Origin of the sequence: Schaalia sp. ORNL0103 (assembly GCF_019429565.1) — a bacterium.
Classification (GTDB): domain Bacteria; phylum Actinomycetota; class Actinomycetes; order Actinomycetales; family Actinomycetaceae; genus Pauljensenia.
The window spans coordinates 892791-918660 of sequence record NZ_JAHXSA010000001.1; the positions used below are offsets into that span (position 1 = coordinate 892791).

19 protein-coding genes are annotated in these 25870 nt (G+C 64.9%); 1 reads left to right on the plus strand and 18 read right to left on the minus strand.

Annotated elements, in window-relative coordinates; genetic code table 11:
- Positions 1 to 42: 42 nt before the first annotated feature.
- The 11 genes from rpsD to aspS form a co-directional block, all read right to left on the minus strand.
- Complete coding sequence (gene rpsD, locus JJJ16_RS03980) at positions 43 to 666, minus strand: 30S ribosomal protein S4 (RefSeq protein WP_007590432.1); 624 nt, start codon at positions 664 to 666, stop codon at positions 43 to 45.
- A 119-nt stretch (positions 667 to 785) separates the two neighbouring features.
- Positions 786 to 2129 carry a replication-associated recombination protein A gene (locus JJJ16_RS03985; RefSeq protein ID WP_219751463.1) on the minus strand — a complete coding sequence of 448 codons (1344 nt, stop codon included), beginning with the start codon at positions 2127 to 2129 and terminating at the stop codon, positions 786 to 788.
- A 10-nt stretch (positions 2130 to 2139) separates the two neighbouring features.
- Positions 2140 to 3453 carry a type IV secretion protein Rhs gene (locus tag JJJ16_RS03990; protein ID WP_219751464.1) on the minus strand — a complete coding sequence of 438 codons (1314 nt, stop codon included), beginning with the start codon at positions 3451 to 3453 and terminating at the stop codon, positions 2140 to 2142.
- Positions 3454 to 3658: 205 nt separating this feature from the next.
- A complete protein-coding gene (locus tag JJJ16_RS03995; protein ID WP_225904984.1) occupies positions 3659 to 4768 on the minus strand; it encodes a hypothetical protein in 1110 nt (369 codons plus the stop codon).
- A 330-nt stretch (positions 4769 to 5098) separates the two neighbouring features.
- Positions 5099 to 5893, minus strand: a complete 795-nt coding sequence (locus JJJ16_RS04000) for an ABC transporter ATP-binding protein (RefSeq protein WP_219751465.1) — start codon at positions 5891 to 5893, stop codon at positions 5099 to 5101.
- The gene (locus tag JJJ16_RS04005) at positions 5890 to 6939 is read right to left on the minus strand and encodes a FecCD family ABC transporter permease (RefSeq protein ID WP_219751466.1); all 1050 of its coding nucleotides are present in this window, start codon (positions 6937 to 6939) and stop codon (positions 5890 to 5892) included. Before JJJ16_RS04005 ends, JJJ16_RS04000 begins: the two co-directional genes overlap by 4 nt.
- A complete protein-coding gene (locus tag JJJ16_RS04010; protein ID WP_219751467.1) occupies positions 6936 to 7931 on the minus strand; it encodes a FecCD family ABC transporter permease in 996 nt (331 codons plus the stop codon). Before JJJ16_RS04010 ends, JJJ16_RS04005 begins: the two co-directional genes overlap by 4 nt.
- 36 nt (positions 7932 to 7967) lie before the next feature.
- On the minus strand, positions 7968 to 9005 hold the full coding sequence (locus JJJ16_RS04015; RefSeq protein WP_219751468.1) for an ABC transporter substrate-binding protein: 1038 nt from the start codon (positions 9003 to 9005) through the stop codon (positions 7968 to 7970).
- 87 nt (positions 9006 to 9092) lie between these two features.
- The gene (locus tag JJJ16_RS04020) at positions 9093 to 10277 is read right to left on the minus strand and encodes an alpha/beta hydrolase-fold protein (protein WP_219751469.1); all 1185 of its coding nucleotides are present in this window, start codon (positions 10275 to 10277) and stop codon (positions 9093 to 9095) included.
- A gap of 4 nt (positions 10278 to 10281) precedes the next feature.
- Entirely contained in the window at positions 10282 to 10899 is a 618-nt protein-coding gene (locus JJJ16_RS04025; RefSeq protein ID WP_219751470.1) for an L-threonylcarbamoyladenylate synthase, read from the minus strand.
- Between the two features lie 74 nt (positions 10900 to 10973).
- Positions 10974 to 12779 carry an aspartate--tRNA ligase gene (gene aspS / locus JJJ16_RS04030; protein WP_219751471.1) on the minus strand — a complete coding sequence of 602 codons (1806 nt, stop codon included), beginning with the start codon at positions 12777 to 12779 and terminating at the stop codon, positions 10974 to 10976.
- A gap of 102 nt (positions 12780 to 12881) precedes the next feature.
- Between aspS and JJJ16_RS04035 the strand changes: the two genes are divergently transcribed.
- Positions 12882 to 14294, plus strand: a complete 1413-nt coding sequence (locus JJJ16_RS04035) for an MFS transporter (RefSeq protein WP_219751472.1) — start codon at positions 12882 to 12884, stop codon at positions 14292 to 14294.
- Here the strand turns inward: JJJ16_RS04035 and JJJ16_RS04040 are convergent.
- The 7 genes from JJJ16_RS04040 to JJJ16_RS04070 all read right to left on the minus strand — a co-directional run bounded on the left by JJJ16_RS04040 (position 14282) and on the right by JJJ16_RS04070 (position 25821).
- The gene (locus JJJ16_RS04040) at positions 14282 to 16450 is read right to left on the minus strand and encodes a DEAD/DEAH box helicase (protein WP_219751473.1); all 2169 of its coding nucleotides are present in this window, start codon (positions 16448 to 16450) and stop codon (positions 14282 to 14284) included. The two genes, JJJ16_RS04035 and JJJ16_RS04040, sit on opposite strands and share 13 nt — an antisense overlap.
- A 230-nt stretch (positions 16451 to 16680) precedes the next feature.
- Positions 16681 to 18249, minus strand: coding sequence for a GTPase (locus JJJ16_RS04045; RefSeq protein WP_219751975.1), 1569 nt, complete (start codon positions 18247 to 18249; stop codon positions 16681 to 16683).
- Positions 18250 to 18266: 17 nt separating this feature from the next.
- Complete coding sequence (locus tag JJJ16_RS04050; RefSeq protein WP_219751474.1) at positions 18267 to 19919, minus strand: GTPase; 1653 nt, start codon at positions 19917 to 19919, stop codon at positions 18267 to 18269.
- Positions 19920 to 21272, minus strand: a complete 1353-nt coding sequence (gene hisS, locus JJJ16_RS04055; RefSeq protein ID WP_219751475.1) for a histidine--tRNA ligase — start codon at positions 21270 to 21272, stop codon at positions 19920 to 19922.
- 27 nt (positions 21273 to 21299) lie between these two features.
- Positions 21300 to 22019: an MBL fold metallo-hydrolase gene (locus JJJ16_RS04060; protein ID WP_219751476.1), complete on the minus strand. Its 720-nt coding sequence runs from the start codon at positions 22017 to 22019 to the stop codon at positions 21300 to 21302.
- Between the two features lies 1 nt (position 22020).
- Positions 22021 to 23355, minus strand: a complete 1335-nt coding sequence (locus JJJ16_RS04065; RefSeq protein WP_219751477.1) for a DUF349 domain-containing protein — start codon at positions 23353 to 23355, stop codon at positions 22021 to 22023.
- Between the two features lie 165 nt (positions 23356 to 23520).
- Complete coding sequence (locus JJJ16_RS04070) at positions 23521 to 25821, minus strand: RelA/SpoT family protein (protein ID WP_187348937.1); 2301 nt, start codon at positions 25819 to 25821, stop codon at positions 23521 to 23523.
- Positions 25822 to 25870 lie beyond the last annotated feature (49 nt).

The window sequence follows — 25870 nt, forward strand, 5'->3', positions numbered from 1 at the left end:
CGCGCCCCCGAGCGTCGCTCGGGGGCGCGGAGTTGACTAGTGTCAGCGCGAGTAGTGCTCGACGACCATCTGGACGTCGACGGTCACGGGGACCTCAGCGCGCTTGGGGCGACGCACCAGGGTCGCCTTGAGGCGGGACAGCTCGACATCCAGGTACTCGGGGACGGCGGGCAGCACGTCGCGGTGAATACCCTCAGCGGCGATCTCGAAGGGAACCGTGGTCTGCGACTTCGGCTTGACCTGCAGGGTCTGGCCGGGCTTCACGCGGAACGAGGGACGGTCGACGATCTTGCCGTCAACGAGGATGTGACGGTGCACGACGAACTGGCGGGCCTGCTGGATGGTGCGGGCGAAGCCAGCACGCAGAACGAGGGCGTCAAGACGCATCTCGAGCAGCTCGACCAGGTTCTCACCGGTCAGGCCGGCGGTGCGACGGGCCTCTTCGAAGGCGCGACGCAGCTGCGACTCGCGGATACCGTACTGAGCGCGCAGACGCTGCTTTTCCTTCAGACGAACGGCGTAGTCAGAGTCCTGGCGGCGGCGGGTGCGGCCGTGCTCACCGGGGCCGTAGGGGCGCTTCTCGAAGTAGCGGACGGCCTTGGGGGTCAGAGCCAGACCGAGAGCGCGGGACTCGCGCACCTGCTTGCGGGAACGATTCGTTGCCATGTTTCTTCTTCCTGTTTCTCATGTCATGCCGGGATTCCCGGCATGGGGCCAACTCCAGGATCGATCCGATCCGTCGGCTAAGGCCCCAGGTGCCCGCTGGTGCGGACAACTGTTCCATCCTAGCGTCTTTTCAGCAAATTGCGAATCACACCGAGCCGCTTCGTGAGCATCGCCTCATGTCCATTTTCAGTTGGCTCGTAATAACGCGTACCTTCCAGGTCGTCCGGAAGGTACTGCTGCGCGGCAACGTGATGAGGCTGATCGTGGGCGTAGAGGTACCCGTCGCCGTGGCCGAGAGTCTTCGCGCCGGCATAGTGCGCGTCACGCAGATGCTCCGGTACCGCTCCCCCACGTCCGGCGCGCACGTCGGCGATCGCGCGATCAATCGCCAGGTACGTCGCATTCGACTTCGGGGCTGTCGCCACGGCGACAACCGCCTGGGCGAGCAGGAGACGAGCCTCGGGCATACCGATGAGAGCAACGCCCTGCGCGACACTCACACACGTCGTGAGAACCTCGGGAGCAGCCATGCCAATTTCTTCGGACGCTGCGATCATGATGCGCCGCGCGATGAAGCGTGGGTCTTCCCCGGCCTCGATCATGCGGGCGAGATAGTGCAGCGAGGCGTCCACATCGGAACCGCGCATCGACTTAATGAACGCGCTCGCGACATCGTAGTGCTGGTCCTTACTCCATCGAACCAGGGCTTGGTTCGCCGCTGCCTCGACGCTCGCGACACTGATCTCGCCAGAGCCATCGTCACTGGCAACGCCTGCCGCCGCCTCGAGGAGAGTCAACGACTTGCGCGCATCCGAGCCCGCCAGGCGCACGAGGCCGGCCACGGCCTCGTCCGTGATGGAGAAACGCCCCGCGAGACCCCGCTCATCGGCCAGCGCACGGCGGATCAGACCCTCGATTGCATCCGCGTCCAGGGGGCGCAACGTCAGCAGGAGCGAGCGCGAGAGCAGCGGCGAAATAACCGAGAAGGACGGATTCTCCGTTGTCGCCGCAACGAGAACGACCCACCGATTCTCAACCGCGGGAAGCAGCGAATCCTGCTGCGACTTAGAAAAGCGATGCACCTCGTCGACGAAAAGAATCGTCTCTTGTCCCCCGCTGGCGAGGGTTCGACGCGCATCATCCACCACACGCCGAACGTCGCTCACGCCGGAGGAAACTGCGGACAGCTCAATGAAACGTCGCCCCGACGCGCGCGCAATCAGATAAGCGAGGGTCGTCTTACCCGTGCCCGGCGGCCCCCACAGCACCACCGAGGAAACGGCGACACCGTCACTCGAACCAGGCGACAGGAGGCGGCGCAGCGGCGCCCCCTCGCCGAGCAAGTGAGACTGTCCAACAACCTCGTCGAGAGTCGTCGGGCGCATACGAACGGCGAGGGGCGCGCCCGCGTTGAAAGCAGGCACGCCCGACTCGTCGACAGATTCAGAATCAAACAGATCCATGAAACCTAGCTTAGGACAGAGTGACTCCACTCGAGGAAGAGCCGATCTTAGGACCGGAGAGAACCTGGACGACCACGAGGCCGCCGAGGATCAGCATGCAGGCACCGGCACCGAGCAGGTATCCGTTGAGTCCCTCGGACTCATCGCCAGCGAGCGAGGACGAAAGCATCTCCGCGTGAAGCTTCACGGCGCCCGATGCGTCAACCGATGAACCGTTGGCTGCTGCACCGACAGCGGAAGCAACCTTAAATTCGGCCCATCCAACGAGCTCGTGCGAGCGGTTTGCAACAACGACCTTGTACTCACCGGTCGGCAAACCCGTGAGGTCCATGGTGACCTTGTTGGAATCCTCGACCTGCAGCCAGCGGGCCTCGCCAGTCTGCATGATGTTGGCGCTGACCCAGTCGCCGGCGGCAGCCTTATCCGACGGCACGTTGATCGTCAGCTGGCCGGCTGTAAAGGCTGCGCTGACACCACCCTTATTCGAGTCGTTGAGCTGGGACACGTCACTAATCGGCGAGACGGGGGTCTCAGACGGCTGCGAAGCGGTCGCAGATGCAGACGGAGTGGGCGTGGGGGACGCGCTCTCGGAAGGAGTCGGGCTCGGGCGCACGGCCGGCAGCTGCGGGTCGTCGGGCACCGGTGCGGGAGCGGCGGAAGGCTCCGTCGTAGGTTCAACGACCGGGTCCGGTGCGGGCACCGGAGCGGGATCAGCGCTCGGCTCGCTCGTCGGAGCGGGCTCGGGGTCCGTCGTGGGGGCAGGCTCGGCCGTCGGTTCGTCCGTGCGAGCGGGCGTAGCCGTCGGATCGTCGGTAGGCGCAGCGGTCGGGTCCGCGGTGGGAGCAGGCGTCGGGACATCGATGTTGCCGGTGTACGGACGATTCACCGTCACTGTGTAAGTAACCGGGCTGGGCTCAACCCCTGAGGAATCACTACGGTACATCACTACTGTGACTGTATGAACGGTTCCGGCCGTCCACGTAATCCCCTCGGCATTGTTCTTGCCATTGGGAATCTCCGTCATGATCGTGGGGGCAGTGAGCGGCGCCGCGGCCCACAGATCAGGGTCATTGGCCGTCACGGACTCATTGTTGCGAGTGAAAGTCGGACGCTGCAGCGGCGTGACCCGACCGTAGTCCAGGATCAGTCCCCAATATCCGGTGTTGGCGTGTTCGGCAGCGAAGTCGGAGTTCTCTGACATGGCTGCACGGAGTTTGCCGCCTTCAAACACGCCGTATTGCGGAGTGTCATCGGCGCGCGCGGCGAAACCGGGGATCGCGAGGCCGATGCCCGCGAAGAGGAATAGCGCCATCAGCAGGCTCATGACCCGACTGCGACCAGCGAAGCTCCGAGCGGCTACGGCAGACGATGGCCGTCCGTGCTGCATACCGTTCTCCTTAGTGACTCAATCCGCAGAAACTATTGTATCGGATCAAGAGTAACAGGCGTAACGCACGAATGCTAAATCCCAACACACACCATGCGGTTAATGCACACATTCCCAGCACATTGCCGCATGTGTGCGAGTCTTAGCGCAGCAGCCCGTGCGAGCGACGAACGATGCTGACCGTGACGATCGCTCCAAGGAGGGCGAGGAGACCGCCACCTGCGAGGATCCAGCCGTTAAGGCGAGACTCCTGCTCACGCACGGCCTGATTGGTCGCCTGCTGCTCAGAATGCGCCTTAGGGCCGATCTGCGAAGCGGACACGCTCTCCTGTTCTGTAGAAGGAGAGGGAGAGGGATCGTCAGCACTCGAACCCGCACCGCCGTTAACACTCGTAGAAGAGCCGTTGCCACCAGAGGAAGGCGCAGACGATGCCGAGGCGGAGGGCGCCGGGGTCACCGATGAGCGCGAGGTATCCGAGGCATCTGCTGAGGGGGTCGCGCGAGGGGACGGCGGAGCCACCGCAGTGGAGGGGGCACTGGCTGACGCGTCGCTTGCCGCATCACGAGAAGCGTCATCAGTCAGGCCAAAATCGGGCTTCGCGGCATTATCAGCCGCGTTGTCCGCGGGAGACTCCGCCGGCCCGTCAGTCGCCACGTCAGAAGTTGCATGGCCATCAGGCTCCGTCGACGGCTCATCCGCAGGCTGATTCGACGGCTCATCAGTGGGTTCAACCGAAGCATCGTCGGTCGGAGTCAGCGAGCACGCATGCGCCTGCTCACCGGCCTCCACGACCGTCACAGACACCTGCACGTAAATGCCGGTCACGCCATCGCCAATCATGATCGAATGCTCCGAGCCGACCGTCCAGGTCGACGGCAGCTCGATATCGGCGGAGAATTTGCCGGTCGTCGACACTTCGGCAACGCTCCACGCAGTCTTATTACGCTGAACAGACGTGGGAACCCAAGCGGGAAGGGTGACACCATCGGGTCGGACTTCCTGCCCATCGTCGAGCGTGACGATAACAAAACCGCGAGACGCCTCAGAGCTGGGACCCCAGCCGGCCCCCTCCACATGGAGCGGAGCCCCGGAAGGGACGACCGACGACACAATGATGGACGCACCCTCATCAGCAGCGGTCACGCACTGCCCGGTCGCGCCGACGACTTCGTTGGCACTGTATGCGGGCTGGGCAGCGATAAACACCCCACCGACGATGGAAGCAGACGCGGTCAGAGCCAGCAGAGGCATGCGCAGTCCCCTGCTGTGCGATCGCATCCGTGTCGTCATCTGCATCCTTTTCTATGTCGAAGAAATCTCTTTAGCTAATTGGCAGTATCAGGCCCGGAACCGATATGTCAGTGTCCGAGTAACCACTAGCTACAGACACCATATTATTGCCTGATGCCTGTTCTGCAATTGCGAACAACAAGCAAATTACCGGAACATGCAGTCAAAACACGTTTTTATCAGGAAATATCAGCCTTCTAGCAACTTGTTGTGACTTATATTATCCAACAATCATGGGGCTGCGTGACCCGTCGGTCAATATTTGAGATATTGGGAATCACAACACACGGGTCACCGAGTCGGAATCACCAGTGGTGATCCAGTCTCAGGGTCGTCGATGATACTGCACGGCACACTGAAAACGCGTTCGATAAGGTCTGCCGTCACAACATCGCGCGGCGCCCCCTGGGCCACGATCTCACCGTCCTTCATGAACACGAGGCGCGTCGCGTAGCGGAATGCCAGATGGAGGTCATGCAGTACGGCAACGACCGTCACACCGTCCCTATGGAGGCGCTGCGCCAAACGCAGGACTTCCAGCTGGTGGTTGAGGTCGAGATACGTCGTTGGCTCATCAAGGAGCAGAATATCCGTCGCCTGGGCAAGCGACATCGCGATCCACACGCGCTGACGCTGGCCACCCGACAGCTCGCCAACGCGACGCCCCACAAGGTCAGCAACCCCAGCGTCCTTCATCGCGCGCGCCACCGTCTCGTCGTCCTCGGTGCTCCACTGATGGAGCACCGACTGATAGGGATAGCGGCCGCGAGCAACCAAATCCTCGACAAACATGTCGCCCGGAGCAACCGATGACTGAGCAAGCAAACCCAGGCGACGCGCAAGAGCCTTCTGATTCATGTCCGCAACGCTTCGTCCATCCAGCTCGACTGCACCGCGCCGCAGGCCGAGCACGCGGGCCAGCGAACGCAGGAGTGTCGACTTTCCGCAGGCGTTCGGGCCAACGATGACAGTCAGTTCGCCTGGCAGAACATCCAGAGAAAGTCCTTCAAGGATGGGGGCATTTTTTCCATACCCGACAACAATGTCCCGAGCACTCAGCCCACGGCTCGCAGCGGTCTCACTCACGATCTCACCTCACGAATCAACAACCAGAGAAGGTAGACGCCTCCAACAACGCCCGTCACGACGCCAACGGGAAGCTCGGCAGGAGCGACAAGCCTCTGTGCGCACACGTCTGAGACCAGCACAAGAAGAGCACCGACGAGGGCGGACGATGTAAATCCGACTCCCGCGCCGCCACACAGCCGGTGCGCGACATGAGGAGCGGCGAGAGCAACAAAAGCAACCGGCCCCGCCACCGATGTCGCAGATGCGACGAGTAGGATCGCGACGACGATAAGGAGTACACGGGTGCGACGCACTCGCACGCCAAGCCCCGTCGCGACATCGTCTCCCATAGCAACGAGACCGAGGGGCACCGCGAAGACGGCGCACACCACAACGACAGCACCGATCACGATCAACAAAGGCATCAGACGCGTAATAGTAACGCCGGAGAATGAGCCGGCACTCCAGAGCTGGGCACGCTGCGCTGCTTCCAGCGGAGCCTTGACGATGAGCAGCGAATTGACTGCACGCAACGCCGCCGAGCAACCAATGCCAACGAGGACGACGCGAATACCCGTGACTCGCATACCACCCGCGCACGCGAGAATGACCGCACCCGAAACGAGTCCTCCGAGCAACGCACCCACCCCAGTGACCGTGGGGCTCGAGCCCAGGATGATGATCGCAATCAGGGCACCGGTCGCGCACCCTGTCGACAGACCAACGATGTCGGGGCTACCGAGTGGGTTGCCCGAGATTGTCTGGAAGATACGCCCGGCGATTCCAAGCGCTGCGCCGACGGCAATGGCTGCGAGCATGCGCGGCAGGCGCACCGACTGAACAAAGTAGACACCCAGGAAATCGTCCCGGGGCCCGCCGTCTCCCAGAAGACGACGGAACGAGTCACCGGCACTGAGCCCGTAGTCCCCCAGAGTCAACGAATAAACGGCTAACGCGGCAAGGAGAATAAATCCGATGAGCACGACGGCGGCGCTGCGTCGGTGCACGCGCACCGACAAACGACGCAGCGAAACGGTCTTGTAGCGCGAGGGAACTGGCGTCATGACATGCCCTTTCCGCGCGCCCCCAGGATGAAGAACGGAGCACCAATCAGAGCGACGATGACACCCACGGGAACCTCGGACGGGGCGAGCACGAGGCGTGAGACGACATCAGCACCGCACACCCAAGCAGCTCCGACCACGAGAGACCAGAGGGCGATGGCCCCCTGCCGGGCTCCAACGATTCGTCGAACCATCAGCGGCACCGCGAGGCCGACGAACGTGAGGGGCCCTCCCAGAGCAGTCGCTCCCCCGGCCAGTGCCGTCACTGCGACAACCCCAAGCACACGGATGAGTCGCACGCGCACCCCGAGGCTCACCGCGGCGTCGTCGCCGAGCGCGAGGACGCCCAGTGCCGAGGTAATGAGAAGCGCAACGACAGCGCCGCCGGCGATCACTGCACCCGCGCTCGCCACCGAGGCCATATCAACGCCTTCCAATGATCCCGATGCCCAGTATCGGAATTCATTGAAGGCGTACTGGTTCGCGGCGAGAACAGCCTGAGTGAGTGAGGCGAGAGCAGCCGATACGGCAATGCCGGCCAGGGCGAGGCGCGATCGAGATCCTCCCCCGCTCCCCGAAATCGCGAAGACAAGACCGGCGGCCACACCCGCGCCGACGAGCGAAGCGCCGAGCGTCCCCGTGCGGGTGGCGACGCCACTCGCGGCCGTCACCGTCACGACAAGGAATGCAGCTCCAGCGTTGATGCCGAGGACGCCAGGATCGGCGAGAGGATTTCGGGTCATCGCCTGCATGATGGAACCTGCCAACCCCAGTGCGCCGCCGATGACGAGCGCGGCGACGGTGCGCGGAACACGCAGTTGCGTGACCACCTGGGCGTCCTGGCTGGCTCCGCCGTTCACGAGCGCATCCCACACGACGTCGGGAGCAATCTGGCGCGAACCCAGAGCGAGGGACGCGAGGGTGACGGTGGCAAGCACCAGCGTCGCCACTGCGCAGGCAATGGCGACGCTGGTGATGCGACGTGTCGTCATGTCAGGTCATCGACCCGGTTTGTTCGTCCATCGACCTCAGGAGGCCGGAACGAACTGGGCCTCAATGCTCGAGATGATGCCGTCCATGAGGAGGTAACCACCGGTGGAGGTCCAGAGGGATCCGTCGACGGGAATGACGTGGTTCGCCTTGACGGCGCCGAGCGAGTCGAATCCGACGGTGTTCTTCGCCTCTTCGAGGGCAGCGGCCGAGGCCTCGACGCCCGTGTTGCCACCGGCGGAGGGGTTGTTCACCGAGGCCTTGCCCAGCGTGCCGAAGAAGATCCAGTCGGCGTCGATCTGATCGATGTTTTCCAGCGAGACGGGTTCGGAGTGGCCCTCGCCGTCACGATCCTGGTTTGCGGGACGCTTCATGCCGAGCGCGGTAAGAGCCTGGCCAGCGGGGAGCTCCTTGAGGATGAGGCCGGCGCTATCGCCCTGCCAACGCACGACCGAGTAGGTCTGATCAAGGTAGCCGGCATCCTTCAGGCGGGCGCTGACGGAGGCAACGTGCTTGTCGAATTCCGCGAGCTTGGTCTCAGCCTGGTCGGCAAGGCCGAGCGCGTCGGCCGTCAGGGTGAAAGTCTCGCGCCAGTCACCGCCCTTTTGCGTGGTGAAGAAGACGGGCGCGATCTGACTCAGGGCGTTGAGCGTCTCGGTGTCATTGTTCTTCACAGAGGTGCCATCGACTAGGATGAGGTCCGGGTGCGCCGCGCCGATAGCTTCGAGGTTGGGGGTGCCGATCGAACCCAGGATCGGGATGTCGCCCGCGCGATCGACGAGGTAGTTGGGAACGGTCTGCTGGCCGCGGCCCGAGACGACACCGATCGGCGTCACGCCCAGGGCGAGCGCATTGTCGGTCGTCGGCTCAGAGAGCGTCACGACGCGGCTGGGGTGCGACGGGAGGGTGACCTCCTGGCCGGACGCGTCGGTCACGGTGCGCGTCTGGGACGCGTCGGACATCGCGGAGGCCTCGGGGGACGAGGCCGGGGCAGGCTGGGTGGACGAGCAAGCTCCCAGGGCGAGAGCGGTCAAAGCGACGCCAACGATGGCGCGAATTCGCGTCGACAGGTGCACGAGTGCCTCAATTCAGTCGATCTTATTAGGTGCATAGGTAAGCCTAACCTACAGACTGCACATTGAGCTGGGCTATCTCAATCCTGGTCAGTATGAAAAAGCGCACCACCCATCGAGGCTACGCACGATGCCCTCGCGCCACCAGGCGACGTCGTGCCCGCTGCAGTAGTGGTCCACGTCGACGGGCACCCCCAGGCCTCGCACAAGCTCAGCGCACGAATCGACCACGGGGCGCATCGTTTGTTCCAGTGTACCCACCTGCAGGCGCAGCTGCACATCCCTGCGTGGCCTGACGCTCCCGGCGCGAAGGTCGCCCATCAGCGTCCCTTCGCCAACTCCTCGGTGCTCTCCTCCCCACCACAGGGACGGAGACTGGGCGACCGCACAATCGAGGGGAAGATCACTGCGCAGCGCCGCTTCCAAAACAGCCAGACCGCCGTAGGACTGGCCCGCGACCATCACAGGCCCCACCCCCGCCTCATCACACACTGCCTGCAGCAGGGCAGCGACTCGATCCACATCGGTCAGCTCCGCCTCGCGCACGCCCAGATCTCCAGCGTCAATCGTCACGACGCGCAGGCCGGGATAGCGCCGAGTCAACCAGCCGACGCCGTTGCCCCGCCAGATCTCGCCATCGAAGAGGATGAGCGTGCACGTCGGATCCGCATCGCCATCATGAACGATCACATCGTGCTGGCGCGCGACAGAGAGCCGCGCGCTCACATCCGCAGCGATGTTCTGTTCACGCACCGCACGCATCTCGGGAGCAGACAGATCCTGCGACGGCCACTCCACCCGCGCGTCGGGCCCAACGAAGAGCGAGGCGGCGGCCCCTCGCCCATTCACGACTCTCAAGGGATTCGATCCATCAGGGCGCGCATCCTCGAGGAATCGTATCCACTCCCCCATGTCCGTACGCACGCTGGGGTCGAGGCCCCACGGACCCACAATGACCCTTTGATAGCTGAGGATCGCATCCGCAGGAAGCGCGCAAACGAGCGACCGGGCATCCGAGCGTCCCGGCCCTATCGACATGCAAAACTCATCGAGATGTTCACGTGCCCGATCAGTGATCGTGTTGAGGACGATGTAGCAGTCAGCAGCAGCCTGGGCTCCCCACTGGAAGGTCACGCGTACGGCGTCGACTCCATCGACGACGAGCCGAGGGCCGATGATTGGGAGCCCTTCGGCGTAACGATAAATTCCGTCTGACGCCTCCCGGCGCAGCAGGCAAAATCCCGTGCGCGAAAAAGACGTGTGCTCAAACGCCACGCGATCAGTCGAAGAGCGAGATGTCGCCAGCGCCGACACGCGCGACGACAGCGTCCCCGCCAGCGAAGTCGATGACCGTGGTCGGCTCGGCGACGCCCACGGGTCCCACAACCACCAGATCAACCTGGTGTCCGATGCGATCATCCACGTCGAAGCCGTCCGTCAGCGGCTCTTCCTCGCCCGGCATGATGAGCGTCGAGCAGGCCAGGGGCTCGCCCAGGGCCTCGACGATCGCCTGCGTGATGACGTGATCGGGGATGCGCACGCCCACCGTGTGCTTCTTCTTGTTCAGCATGATGCGCGGAACCTCCTTGGTCCCCCGCAGGATGAACGTGTAGGGTCCGGGCGTCAGCGCCTTCATGGTGCGGAACTCGTGATTATCGATGATGACGAGCTCACCGAGCTGCGCAAACGAGTGGCACAGCAGCGAGAAGTTGTGCTTGTCATCGAGCTTACGAATCGAGCGGATCGTGTCCATGCCCGCCTTGTTGCCAGCCTTCGTAGCGATCGCGTAGCCGGAGTCGGTGGGCAAGGCGATCGTGCCACCGCGCTCGAGCAGGTCAACGACCGTGTTGACCAAACGTGCCTGCGGATTCTCGGGGTGCATCTCGACGTACGACATGTACCCATTGTGCACGAAACCCCCACCGGTCGGTAACCGATGGGGGTTCCGTGGACAAGGTCACGGCGAAGGAATCACTTCTCGGATTCCTCGGAGGCCTCCTCGCCGCGCTTCTTCGGCTTCGCGTCGACGCCAGCTTCCTTACGCTGCGCGGGCGTAATCGGGGCCGGGGCCTCGGTCAGCGGATCGAAACCGCCGCCGGACTTCGGGAAAGCGATGACGTCGCGGATCGAGTCGGACTTCGTCAGCAGCGAGACGATGCGGTCCCAACCGAAAGCGACACCACCGTGCGGCGGGGCGCCGTACTTGAAGGCATCCAGCAGGAAGCCGAACTGCGTCTGGGCTTCCTCCTCGCCGATGCCCATCACGTTGAACACGCGGTTCTGGATGTCGCGACGGTGGATACGGATGGAGCCGCCGCCGATCTCGTTGCCGTTGCAGACGATGTCGTAGGCGTAAGCCAGCGCGTTGCCCGGGTCCTTGTCGAAGGAGTCAACCCACTCGGGCTTGGGCGAGGTGAACGCGTGGTGGACGGCGGTCCAGGCGCTGTGGCCCAGCGCGACGTCGCCCTCAGCCTCGGCGTCACCGGTGGGCTTGAAGAGCGGCGCGTCGACGACCCAGGTGAAGGCCCAGGCGTCGGGATCAATGAGGTCGCAGCGCTTGCCGATCTCGAGGCGGGCCGCGCCGAGCAGCTCACGCGAGGGGGTGGGCTTGCCAGCGGCGAAGAAGATGCAGTCGCCGGGGTTGGCGCCGGTGGCGGCAGCCAGACCCTCGCGCTCGGCCTCGGTGATGTTCTTGGCGACGGGGCCGCCCAGCGTGCCGTCCTCGCCGATCGTGACGTAAGCAAGGCCCTTGGCGCCGCGTGCCTTGGCCCACTCCTGCCACTTGTCGAAGGTACGACGCGGCTGCGAGCCACCACCGGGCATGACGACGGCACCCACGTAGGGGGCCTGGAACACGCGGAAGGTCGTGTCCTTGAAGTACTCGGTGAGCTCGGTGAGCTCGAGGCCGAAGCGCAGGTCGGGCTTATCCGAGCCGTAGCGCTCCATCGCGTCCTTGTAGGTCATGCGCGGGATAGGCGTGGACAGGTCGTAGCCGATGAGCGCCCACACGTTCTTCAGGACGTCCTCGGCGACCTCGATGACGTCGTCCTGGTCCACGAAGCTCATCTCAATATCGAGCTGGGTGAACTCGGGCTGACGGTCGGCGCGGAAGTCCTCGTCGCGGTAGCAGCGCGCAATCTGGAAGTATCGCTCCATACCGGCCACCATGAGCAGCTGCTTGAAGAGCTGGGGCGACTGGGGCAGTGCGTACCAAGAGCCGGGCGACAGACGTGCCGGGACGATGAAGTCGCGGGCGCCTTCGGGGGTCGAACGGGTCAGGGTCGGTGTCTCAATCTCGACGAAGTCGCGGGCGTAGAGCGCCTCACGGGCAGCGCGGGAGACCTTCGAGCGCAGGCGGATCGCATACTGCTCGGGCTCGCGACGCAGGTCGAGGTAGCGGTACTTCAGGCGGGTTTCCTCACCCACGTTGCCGGAATCTTCAGCATTGGAGGACACCTGGAACGGCAGAGGCGCGCTGGTGTTCAGGATTTCGATGTCGTCACCCATGACTTCGATGGCGCCGGTGGCCAGGTGCGGGTTTTCGTTGCCCTCGGGGCGAGCGCAGACCTCGCCGGTGACCTTCAGGACGAACTCGGAGCGCAGCTCGTGGGCGACACGCTCGTCGCGGACGACAACCTGGGCGATGCCGGACGCGTCGCGCAGGTCGATGAACGCCACGCCACCATGGTCACGACGACGATCCACCCAACCGGTGAGCGTCACGGTCTGCCCGACCAGATCGGTGCCGAGGGTTCCAATGTTGTGAGTGCGAAGCACTGTGATTCCTTTCGTAGTTACCATCCGCGAGACAGGCGGCGGCAGTGTCATTGTACGCCTGCCTTCCGAAGAGTCGCGCGTGCCGCGAGTACGATAGTGAACATGCCAACCGCCGATTCCTCCTCCCCCGCCCGCTCATCCTGGACGCCGTCCGAAATTGGCTTGGCTATCGGCTCAGTTCTCCTCATTACGCTCGTGGCCTTCGAGGAGCTCGCCGCCACGACGATTATGCCTGCGGTCGTCGAATCGTTCGATGCCGCCGCGTGGTACCCGATCGCCTCGGGCGCGGCGTTGGCGACGCAGCTCAGCGCCACCGTGGTCGCGGGAGCACTGGCGGATTGGAAGGGACCCCGTTTTGTCCTGCTCGGGGGATTGGTTCTCTTCGCTGTCGGTTTGGTAGTGTGCGCCGCGGGCACAAACGTGGTCGTGTTCGTTGTCGGCCGCGCGCTTCAGGGGCTCGGTGGAGGCCTCCTCATTGTCCCGCTCTACGTCCTCATCGGAGCGGTCGCTTCCCCTCGTCACCGTCCCTCGTTCTTTGCGTCTTTCTCGTTGGCGTGGGTTCTCCCCTCGCTGGTCGGCCCCGCTATCGCAGGCCACGTGACCCAGGAGTGGGGCTGGCGCTACGTCTTCGGCGTCGTTCCGCTCTTCGTTGCAGTCGCGGCGCTCCCCATCGCCTACGTCCTGCGCTCGATCCCGACTGCACAGGGGCAGCGCTCCCCCATGCTCGCGTCCCTCTCGCGAGATGCCGGGCTTGTCGGAATTGGCGTCATGCTGCTGCAGCTTGCGGGCGCGCTGCCCACACCGCTGGCACAATTCGGGGTCTTCGCCCTCGGCGCGTGCATCACCATCTGGGCGCTGCCCCGCCTCCTGCCGCGTGGAACCTTCCACTCCCGCCGCGGCATGCCCTCGGCGATTCTGGCCAGGCTCAGCGCGACGGCCTCACAGGTTGGCCTCGCCGTCATGATTCCGCTGATCCTCCAGCGCGTGCACGGGTGGTCCGAGGCATCCTCCGCCTGGTGGGTCACCCTCGGCTCGCTCACATGGGCCATCGGTGCGGTCGGCCAGGCGCGCGTGCACGATCCGCAGCTGCGACGCCGACTCCCGGTCGTCGGCGGCGCAATGATGGCAGTCGGAGCGATCCCCGTGGGTGCTCTGCTTCTTCCGTCAATTCCGGTGTGGGTGGCCCTGTTCGGCTGGCTTCTCGTTGGCCTGGGCGTCGGTCTCGTCCACGCACCCCTGTCCGTCATGGCCCTCGAGGTCACCCCTGAATCCAAGCACGGGCGCGTCGCCTCGTGGCTGCAGGTAGCCGACTCGGCTGGTCCTGCGCTCGAACTCGCCCTCGTATCCGTGGCCATGAGCGCGTGGGCCGCCACCGCCACGGTGGGCGGGGCGGCCTACGCTCCCTATTGGGTCATTGCTGCAGTGCTTGCGATCCTCACCGTGGTTGCCGTGACGCGGCTGCGTCCCTCTTCGGCAAGCCCGACGGCTGAGGCGGCTAGCGCTCAGTCGTCGTAACGACGCTTGCCAAAGTGGCGGCGTCCGCCGTCACGGCCTCCATCGCGGTCCCAACCGCCATCGCGGCCACCCTCGCGTTCGCGGCGGGCACGCTTAATGTCCTTCTCCCAGCGCTCGGTGCGAACGCTGCGGCGCGGACGGGACCCATCACCCTTTTCGAAGCGGTGCGGACGCTTCTCGTCCCGGTCCCCGAATCGACCGTCACGATCGCCGTAGCCACCGCGGCCTCGGTTATCTCGGTCGAAGTCGCGGCGTTCACGGCGTTCAAAACCGTCGCGGTCGCCGTGAGAACGGCCGCCGGGGCCCTCGTCCACGCGGATGCGCAGCTGGCGGCCCGAGACGTATCCCTTGGAAATACGGGACAGCTGCTCGCTAGACAGGTCCGCGGTGATGTCGACCAGTGAGAAGGTCGGGTAGATCTCGATGTTGCCGATGTCGCGGCCGTCGATGCCGCCCTCGCCAGCAATGGCGCCAACGATTGAACCGGGCTTCACGCGGTCCTTCTTGCCCACCTCGATGCGGTAGCGGGTACCGGAGCCGGGTGCCGGGCGGCCGCCCGCGCGACGACGAGCACCATTCGCACCGCCCTTGAGCGGGCGGTCCTTGTCGCGACCAGCCTCGAAAGTGGCGCCGACGAACTCGCCGGACTCGTCCAGCTGTTCCTCACGGCGAATCTTGCCGTTGCCACGGCGATCCTTCTCGACGCGGGGGGCCGGGCCCTCGTCGCCGACGGCCGTCGCCATGAGGGCGGCGGCGATGTCCTCGACGGAGATCTCATCACCGAGGTCGGCGAGCAGACGCTTGTACATGTCGAGACGGCCGCGCTCGATACGAGCGGACAGGCCCTCAAGCAGGCGGCTGGCGCGGAATTCGGAAACGGCTGCAGGCGAGGGAATCTCGACCTCTTCCATCTCGGTGCCCGTCAGCTTCTCGATGCGGCGCAGACGACCGTGCTCACGCGGGGTAAAGAACGTCAGCGCGCGGCCCTCACGGCCCGCACGGCCGGTGCGACCGATGCGGTGGACGTAGGCCTCGGGCTCACGCGGAACATCGAAGTTGACGACGAGGGAGATACGCTCGACGTCGAGGCCTCGGGCGGCCACGTCGGTCGCGACCAGCACGTCGAGCGAGCCGTTCTTGAGGCGCTCGACCATGCGCTCGCGCTCGGTCTGAGCGACGTCACCGGAAATACCGGCGGCACGGAATCCGCGGCCCGACAGCTCCAGCGACACCTCTTCGACATCGGCACGGGTACGCACGAAGACGATCGCGGCGTCAGCCTCCTCCTGGCCTTCCTTGATGTGCTGGGCGCGGGTAGCCAGCACGCGGGACAGCGCACCGATCTTGTGCTTGTAGGGCACCACCGCGTAGGTCTGGTGGATGGTGTCGACCGTCGAGGACTCGGTGGAAACCGCGACCTTGACCGGATCCTTCAGGTGCTCGCGGGCGACCTTCTCAATGGCCGCGGGCATCGTCGCGCTGAACAGCGCGGTCAGTCGATCATCCGGGGCGCTCGACGCGATCGTCTCGACGTCCTCAGCAAAACCCATACGCAGCATCTCGTCGGCCTCGTCGAGGACCAGCATGCGCACGTTCGACAGGTCGAGGGCGCCCTTCTCGATGAGGTCGATGACGCGGCCCGGGGTGCCGACGACGACCTGAGCGCCGCGCTTGAGCGCGCCGATCTGCGGGCCGTAGGGCGAGCCACCGTAGACGGGGACGACGTCGAGGCGGGCCGTACGCGCGGCGAAATCCTCGATCGCCTGAGCACTCTGCATCGCGAGCTCGCGCGTGGGCGCCAGCACGAGTGCCTGGACGTCGCGCTCGTCCGCGTCAACAATTGCCAGCAGCGGCAGACCGAATGCAGCGGTCTTACCGGTACCCGTCTGGGCGATGCCGACAACGTCACGCAGTTCCAGCAGCGGCGGGATGGCGGCGGCCTGAATCGGGGTCGGGACGCGGAATCCCATATCGGTGACGGCCGCGAGGATCTCCTCGGGCAGGCCGAGGCTCGCGAAGGTCACGGTGTGCGTGTCCTCCTCGTCCGCGTGGTCATCGTCGAGGTCACGGTCGTCGTCGAGGTCGTCAATATCGTCGGCAATCGCCGTCATCTCGCGCTCGTCGTCAGCGCGTTCCATGAAATCGTCAGAGGGCATAATTCATCCTTGCGTGGTGCAATCGGTGTCAGCAAAACCATCGGGGCGGGCCTACTCGGCTCCTCGGCGCGGCCTCACCCATAACAACAAATCCCGCATCCCGCGGGCACCATAACAAGGGGCAGCGCCTCATCGCTACAACCAGCATACCCTCGCAGGCAGCTGACAGAGGCGCGTGGTCGGCGAACTCACTGTCTGCGAAGCGTCCGCCCGTTGCGGCGGAACGACACTCAGAGGGGCAGCCGAGCGAGGAACGAGGCGATCGTCACCTGTCGATTGTCCTCGGAACGCAGGGGAGCAACGACGAGTCGATCGACCGCATCGCGGCACAGTCCCCGCAGGTCACGCATCACGATGCGTCGACGCCGCGATGCAGCCCACCGGGCGAGCGCTCGACTCGCGCACGCGCACAGCACCGTGATCAACAGGCACAGTGCAACCAGCGCCGTCGGAAGCGGAATCGGCCCGAGCGCGGGGACCCGAACATCGATGAGGACAGCCCTGCCCAGGTGCACGAGGACGATCCACGCGACACCCACGACAACTCCGAGCCACGCGAGTAGCTGGGCACCGCCCACCACACGACACAGCGCCGGAGCTCCGGTCGAGACGCGAATGTGCTCCGCAACCTCACGATGCGCTGCGTCCGGAACCTCTCGCGCCCCGCTGAGCGCACGCTCGACCAGCGCGGCACGCCACCGGGCAGGACGCGCCTGCGCGCGCTCCCCAACGGCTCCGCGAACTGCGTTGACGAAAGCAGCTTCGTCGGAGGTGGACCGAGTCGGCAACGTCGGAGTCGTCGCCCCCTCGGCACGCGACTCATCGTCCAGATGCAGGCGGCGCAGCGGGTCCACACCCGTACGCGCCAGCCAGCGCAACGGCAGCCAGCCGCCCACCCGGCGTCCGGCACGCAGCGTCGAGTCAGCCACGGCCTCGGCGATGATCGGAGCACCCGCGAGGTCGGCGGCCGTGCCAGCCAATTCGGCGGCCAGGCCATCGGTCTCGAGGCCACGGACCGTTCCAGTCAACTCCAAGGACTCACGCAGCAGCCGGGAGGCCTCACGCAGCGCCGCACGCGCGCGCGACGCCTGGCGTGAGACCCGCTCGGCCTCGCGCGTCAGGTGCTTGGTGAGCGTGCGCATACCTTCACCCGTCGTCGCCGACACCGCGAAGACCTCGGCATCAGCCATGCCACGAACGCTCAGCAGACGACGCAGATCCTGCTCGATCGCATCACGTTCGGGCATGGAGATGGTATCGACGTGCGTCAGGACGACCGTCACCGATGCGTGCGACGAGCGCAGACGCACCAGCCACTCGTCGTGCAGACGCGCGTCCGCGTACTTCTGCGGGTTAACGACAACGACGAGCGCGTCAACGCGCGACGCCAGACGATCAGCAATGTCCGCATGACTCGCCTCAACCGAATCAATGTCCGGCAAATCAACGACGACGGTGTCGCCAGGTAGCGCTTGCGGCGCCTCCACCCGACGACCGATACCCAGCCACCCCAGCAATTCCTGCGGTTCTCGACCTCGCGGCAGCACGGCGCAGGCCTCGTTCGTCGTGGGACGTCGAACACCCGCAGCGACGACCTCTCCCCCGCTCAGCGCGTTGACGAGGGAGGACTTGCCGGCACCCGTGCCTCCCAGCACGCCGATAACGCACCAGGACGGGTCGACCTCACTGCGTTCGGCAGTCACGTCAATGAGATCGCGAATGTGCGCCAGCGTCTGCTGATCGAGGTCCGGCGCAGCCAGGGTGCACATCTCGTCAAGCTGCTGGGCAGCCGACGCCACGGGGTTCGTCGCTCGCCTCACGCCAGCACCTCCCGGGCTCTCTCCTCAGCCACCGCCAGCTTGTCGATGAGAACCCTGTCGGAAGCGCGGTCGAGGCGCGCGCTCACCGGGGCAACAACATCCGACAGCGACTCGCCGGCGAGGCGTTCGAGCGCCGCACGGGCCTGCTCGGCCAACGAACGAACCGTACGCTCGCCGAAATAGGCTTCCAGGATTGTCTGGGACAGGGCGGCCGATGCACCGGCGATCCCAACTTCAACGCCCGTGAGGCCACCCGTCATCGTAAAAGCAGTCACCATCAGCGACACCGTCACGACGTTGATGCCGCCCGCAAGCATGCGCCCACTGACGCGCGAGGACTCGGCCTGGCCACGAATGATCTGCGTGACCTCGCGCGTCCATTCCTGTGCGACTGTGCGTGCGCGCTGCTCCGCCGCTTCGACGTCGAGCAGCTCATCGAACGAAGACGTATCGACGACGATACGCGCCCTGCGCAGGGATTCACCCCACGCCCGGTGGTATTGGTCCGCCAATCGCTGCGCAAGGCCTCCGGTCAGATCTCGCTGTACTTGAACGTCCGGGGCTGCCTGTCCACGAAGAGCACCCATCACGCGCGAGCTCAGACCAGAAAACACACGCGAGACGGTCTTGGACATATCCCACGAGCCCAGCACCTCGGCGATACGTGCGCTTACTTCGCCGCGCAGTACGTCATCACTCGACGAGGAGGACACTTCCCGGGCATAGGACGCAACGAGCTGCTCGATATCGTCGGCGGCGGCCTCGAACTCGTGGTTGCGTTGCCTCGCAGCCTCCAGTGCGCGCGTCGTCTCCTCCAACGACGAGGCGACTGCCCCGGACAGCGATCGACGCACGATAGCGGCGCGTTCCTCGGAATCGCGTCCGATTTCCTCCAGGTAGGACCCGATCGGCGCGATAGCCTTGGTGGGCAGGCGACCGTCGCTGAGCGGCTGCTCCTCGACCGTATGAATCGCGACCTCACCCAGGCCTCGCCGACGAGCCAACGCGGCCAGATCCTCACGAATTTCCTGCGTCGCCCCAGCGGGGACACGGTTGAGCACAATAGCGACACGCAATCCGCGGCTCGCGGCTTCCTCCAGGTGCTTCCACGCCACCGCATCCGCGTAGCGGGCCGCAGTCGTGACGAACACCCACAGGTCTGCACCGTCGAGCAGCTCCGCAGCCAGGCGACGGTTTCCATCCTCGACGGAATCGATGTCCGGGGCATCCACAATCCCCACGGCGGGCCACAGCGTCTCCTCGACCGCGATCGTGATCGCATCAAGGCTGTCCCCGCCCGTACCCTCGCTCTTCGCCAAGCGCGGCAGCACGCGGTCCGACATGAACCACTCACGCGCCTTGGGCGAGCACACCAACACGGGGCGCCGAGTCGTCGGACGAACGGCGCCCGCCCGGCTCACGTTTCGGCCAATCAACGAATTGACGAGCGTCGATTTACCCGACCCCGTCGAGCCACCGACGACCACCAGCACGGGCGCATCCGCGTCCTCGAGGCGCGGCAACACGACGTCCTGCAGGCGTCGCAGCGCGCGCTCCGCATCGCCACGACTCCCGTCCGGAATGGCATGGAGCGTTTCCTCGAGGGCATGCGCCAGCGAGCGAGCTGCTTCAACCGCCGTGACGGACACTCAGTCGGTCACCTTCTCGATAGTGGGCACCGCGTCGGCCTCGGGCAGGGCCCACGTGTGCGGATCAGCGTCCACCTGCTCGCCGCTGCGAATGTCCTTCACCGTGTCGGCGCTGCCCTCCTCGCCCGGGAACCAGACGAAGGGGATGCCGCGCTTATCGGCGAACTTGATCTGCTTGCCGAACTTTGCGGCGCTGGGAGCAACGTCCGTTGAGATGCCGCGCGAACGCAGCACAGCGGCAATCGCCTCCGAGCGCTCACGCTGTTCCTCAGCAATGACCGCGACGACGACCGCCGTGGGCACCTTTCGAGAGGCTTTCACCATCGGCGCGGAAATCATGCGAGACACGAGGCGCGAGACGCCGATCGACAGGCCGACGCCCGGGTAGGTGCGCTTGCCGTCCTTCGCCAAAGAGTCGTAGCGTCCACCCGAGCAGATCGAGCCGAGGTCCTCATGACCTTCAATCTCCGACTCGTACACGCTGCCCGTGTAGTAGTCGAGGCCGCGGGCGATCTTGAGGTCCGCGACGACCGCACCCGGCATCCGCTTGTTCGCGGTATCGAGGAGCTCGGTCAGCTCCTTCAGGCCCTCGTCCAGCAGTTCGCCGCACACACCGAGCTCGGCCAGGCGCGCGCGCACCTCGGAAGACTCAGACGTGCGGATCTGCGCCATCTGGAGCAGAACGGAGACCTGGTTGCCGTCAATACCGGACTGGGCCAGCTCGGCGGCCACACCCTCCGGGCCGATCTTGTCAATCTTGTCGAGGCCACGCAGGGCAGCCTCAACATCCGTGACCCCGAGAGACTCACACACGCCCTGAACGACCTTGCGGTTGTTCACGAGCACGCGCACGGGCGGGATCGGCAGGTTGTTAAGCGCTTCGGCCATGACGAGGGGCAGGTCCACCTCGAAGTGAAACGGGAGTTCACCGTTACCCACGACGTCGATATCCGCCTGCGTGAATTCACGGAAGCGACCGTCCTGGGGACGCTCGCCGCGCCACACCTTCTGGATCTGGTAGCGCTTGAACGGGAAATCCAGCTCGTTCGCGTTCTCGACCACGTAGCGTGCGAAGGGAACGGTCAGGTCGAAGTGCAGACCCATGCCCTTGTCCTTGGGAGCGCGTGCGCCCGCCGCCGCAGCCTTCAGGGCCTGCAGGCGGTCGAGCACGTAGATCTCCTTGGAGGTCTCGCCCTTTGCTTCCAACTGCTCGAGGGTCTCGACCGCACGGGTTTCGATGCCCGCGAAGCCGTGCAATTCAAACACGCGACGCAGCTCGTCGAGGACGTGCATCTCAATGATGCGGCCCTCCGGGAGCCATTCGGGGAAACCTGACAGGGACGTGCGAGCCATTGAGCGTTCTTTCTATGAGGAAGGTGGTTAGCCGATGCGACGAGCGCGAATCAGATACTGGTTTGAGCGTATCTCATCTGCGAGCGTCGTCGCCGGGCCGTGTCCGGGAACGAGGACGGTGCGAGGATCGAGAGCGTTGGAAATCGTGCGCAAAGAATGTCGCATTTGAGTTTCGTCGCCCCCGGGTAGGTCGGTGCGCCCGACGCTGTCTTTAAACAGCACGTCTGCGCTCATCGCCCACGGAACTGCTTCGTCGGAAGAGTAGAAGGACTGGTTATTGACCCGGATATCGAGCGGGCTCTCCCCGAGGAAGACGGCTGATCCCTCGGTATGGCCAGGTGCGGGAACCATGCGCAGCCACACGCCGGGGCACACCTCGAACGAATCTGAGGGCACCTCACGCAGGTCGGCGGGCTTGACCCACTCCCCCACGAAGTCGGGCAGCGGCATCGGCAGGAACGAGGCCGGGTCATCCATGCGGTACATGTCGGGTCCCGGCACATACACGGGAACGGTGCCTCCGTCCGCTCCCCAGGTGGATACCGCGGCTGCGTCCCAGACATGGTCGGGGTGTCCGTGTGTCAGAAGCACCGCGCCGACGCTGACGCCCTCAAGCTCGAGGACCTCGCGGATCAGGTGTTGGATTCCCGCTGAAGGGTCGACGACAAGGGCAGTGCCCGCCCCGGAAGGGACGAGCACAAGCCCATTCGCCGCGTAGAAAGGCGACGGAATGACGTGAAGGCGCATGTCACTCCATGGAGGAGGAGATCTGCGCGAGCCAGGCGCGCTTGGTCTCGAGTGCCTCGCGCACGTTCCTGGCGGCCTTCTCGTCGCCCTTGGCCTCCGCCTCGGACAGGGAACGCTCGAGCTGAGCGATCTGCTCCTCAAGCTGACCGACCATGCCGGCAGCGCGTGCGCGCGTCTCGGGGTTGGTGCGACGCCATTCCTTCTCTTCGGCCTCGCGGACGGCGGCCTCGACGGCACGCAGACGCCCCTCGATGCGGTGCAGGTCGGCGGAAGGCACGCGGCCCACCTCTTCCCAGCGGTCCTGGATCTGACGCAGCTGAGCCTTCGCACGATCAATGTCGGTCACCGGCAGGATGGCCTCAGCGTCAACGAGGATCGCTTCCTTCGCGACGAGGTTGTCACGGTACTCCGCGTCGGTGGCCTCATCCTTGGCGCGGCGAGCGTCGAAGAAGACCTGCTGGGCGGCGCGGAAACGCGCCCACAGCGCGTCGTCTTCCTTACGCGAAGCACGCGGGGCTGCCTTCCAGCGGTTCATGAGCTCACGGTAGGCACCGGAGGTACGCGACCAGTCCACAGACGAGGACAGAGCCTCGGCCTCAGCAATCAGGGCTTCCTTCACTCGCTTCGCCTCGGACTGGGCCTGGTCGAGTTGCGAGAAGAACTGGCGGCGGTGACGGTCGAACTGGGTGCGCGCGGAGGAGAAACGCTTCCACAGCTCATCCTCGATGGCCTTCTCCAGGCGCGGACCGCGGCGCTGCAGGTTCTTCCATTCATCGAGGAGGTCGCGCAGGGTCTGACCCGACTGCTTCCAATGGGTTTTGGCGGGATCCTGGGCGACGATAGCCTCGGCGCGCTCAACGACGGAGGTACGCTCGGCGAGAGCAGCAGCCTTGGCGGCCTTGCGTTCCTCGCGGGCGATTTCCTTGCGCTCCTCGGCGGCCTTCTCAACCGCCGCAACGCGCTCGCGCAGCGCCGGGATGTCTCCGATGACGTTCGGGGAGGCGACCTGCTCGCGCAGCGTTGCGAGAGTCTGGTCGATGTCGCGCGGGCTCAGCGTGCCCAGGCGATCCTCAAAAAGCTTGATGGTGGCTTCGAGGTCTGCGTAGCGACGCTCGTACAGAGCGTAGGGAGAAGCAGGAATGCCCTCGGGGAAGCCGCCGATGACGCGCTCCTCGTCTCCATCCTTGACATAGACAGTGCCGTCCTCGCCAATACGGGCGAAGGGGTGCTCGGGCACCTCAGAAGCAGCGATCGTCGTCGAGACCGTGGCCTCCTCAATCGTCGACGGGGCAGCTTCGGGAGCGGTTTCGTTATTCGGAATCGGCGTCGTGGTCACGATATTCCTTCTGAGACGAGGGCTTACGCCCGGCGCGGGTGCGTGCCGATGTGACACACACAGCTAGTGTGTCACATCTAACGAGCAGGGGAAAGCTCATCACCCAAAAGGGGACGGATGTAACACCCTTTTCGCGCGAATCGACGCAGGCCGCCCGCGCCTCGTCTATGAATCGGCGCCGATGCGCACCGCCTCGAAGACTCCGTCGACCCGACGAAGGGCGGACAGGACCGCGTTCAGGTGTCCGAGGTCGGCCAGTTCGAATGAGAAGTTACCCGAGGCAACCTGATCTCCGTCGGTCTTCAGCGCGGCGGCAAGAATGTTGACGCGATAGTCCGACAGCACGCGCGTCAGATCCGAGAGCAGTCCGCCACGATCGAGAGCACGCACCTCAATCTGCACGCGGAACGGAGCGCCCAGCCCCTTCTCGTTCCAGGACACGTCGACGAAGCGCTCAGGCTGCAGCTGCCCCAGGCGCACAGCGTTCGCGCACGTGCTGCGATGCACCGAGACGCCCTGGCCTCGGGTAATGAAGCCGACGATGTCGTCTCCGGGCACCGGCGTACAGCACTTGGCGAGCTTGACCCAGATCTCGTTCGGACTCAGACCGGCGACGGTGATCGCCGCGTCGCCCGAGGCCTCGGAGCGCGGCTTCTGAGAACCGGGGGTCACGGCCTCGGACAGCGTCTCCTCCGTGCCGTCTCCCCCACCCAGGTTGTCGACCAGCTTGGAGACGACGTTTTGTGCGGAAATATGGCCCTCGCCGACAGCTGCGTACAGGCCGGACACGTCCGGATAGCCGAAAGACGTCGCGACCGACAGGATCGACTCGTGGCTCATGAGGCGCTGGAGCGGCAGGTTCTGCTTGCGCATCGCGCGGGCAAGCGCCTCCTTGCCGGCCTCCACAGCTTCCTCGCGGCGCTCCTTGGAGAACCACGCCTTGATCTTGGAGCGCGCACGCGGAGATGCGACAAAGGCCAGCCAGTCGCGCGAAGGTCCGGACTTATCCGACTTAGAAGTCACGACCTCGACAGTCTCGCCCGACTCGAGGCGCGTATCCAGGGAGACGAGGCGGCCGTTGACCTTCGCGCCCACCGTGCGGTGGCCGACCTCCGTGTGCACCGCATACGCGAAGTCGACGGGCGTCGAACGCGCCGGCAATACGATGACCTGACCCTTCGGCGTAAACACGTAGACCTCATCGCCGGCGATCTCGTAGCGCAGCGAATCGAGGAATTCCTCAGGATCCCCCGTCTCGCGCTCCATCTCGACCAAAGCGCGCAACCAGTTCGCCTGCTCGTCAGAGCTCATGCGGTCCGCATCGCCACTCGAAGCGTTCGGGTTCTGCTTGTACTTCCAGTGCGCGGCGACACCGTGCTCGGCGCGCTCATGCATGTCGAAGGTACGGATCTGGATCTCCACCGGCTTGCCACCGGGTCCGATGACCGTCGTATGCAGCGACTGGTAGAGATTAAACTTCGGCATCGCGATGTAGTCTTTGAAACGGCCGGGAATCGGGTTCCAGCGTCCGTGCAGCGCCCCCAGCACGCCGTAGCAATCCTTGATCGACTCCACCAGGACACGCACAGCCACCAGATCGAAGACCTCATCGAAGGCCTTGCCGCGCACGATCATCTTCTGGTAGATCGAGTAGTGGCTCTTCGGACGGCCACTCACCGTCCCCTTCGTGCCCGAACGACGCAAATCCTCTTCGATCTGGTCGATGACATCTCGCAGGTATTCTTCGCGCTGGGGCGCCCTCTCCGTGACGAGGCGGTCGATCTCCTCGTAGATCTCCGGGTACAGCGTCTTGAACGACAGCTCTTCGAGCTCCCACTTCACCATGTTCATGCCCAGGCGATGAGCCAGGGGCGCGTAAATTTCCAGCGTCTCCTTCGCCTTCTTTGCCGCCGACTTGGCGGGCACGAACCGCCACGTGCGGGCATTATGCAGGCGGTCGCCGAGCTTGATGAGCAGCACACGGATATCGCGGCTCATCGCGACAAGCATCTTGCGCAGGGTCTCGGACTGGGCAGCGGCGCCGTAGTGCACCTTATCGAGCTTGGTGACGCCATCAACAAGGTTGGCGATTGCCTCGCCATACTCGGCAGCGAGCTGCTCAAGCGTGTAGTCCGTGTCCTCGACCGTGTCATGCAGCAACGCTGCAACAAGCGTCGGGGTCGTCATGCCCATCTCCGCCAGAATGGTCGCAACGGCAACCGGATGGGTGATATACGGTTCACCGGACTTGCGCATTTGCCCACGGTGGTGTTCCTCGGCAGTGCGGTAGGCCCGCTCGACGACGCTGATGTCCGCCTTCGGATGGTTCGCCCGCAGGGCGCGCACAAGCGGCTCAATCTCAGGGATTGTGGCGCGTCCGCGTGAGCCAAACCAAACGAGGCCAGAGCGCACTCGGGAACCGGCCGCGGGAAGTGCGGATCCTGAAGTCATGTCGTCGCTGCTCATGGCCCCATGATAGCGATGAACGAGCGGGTCCGGGGATCGTGGCGATCCC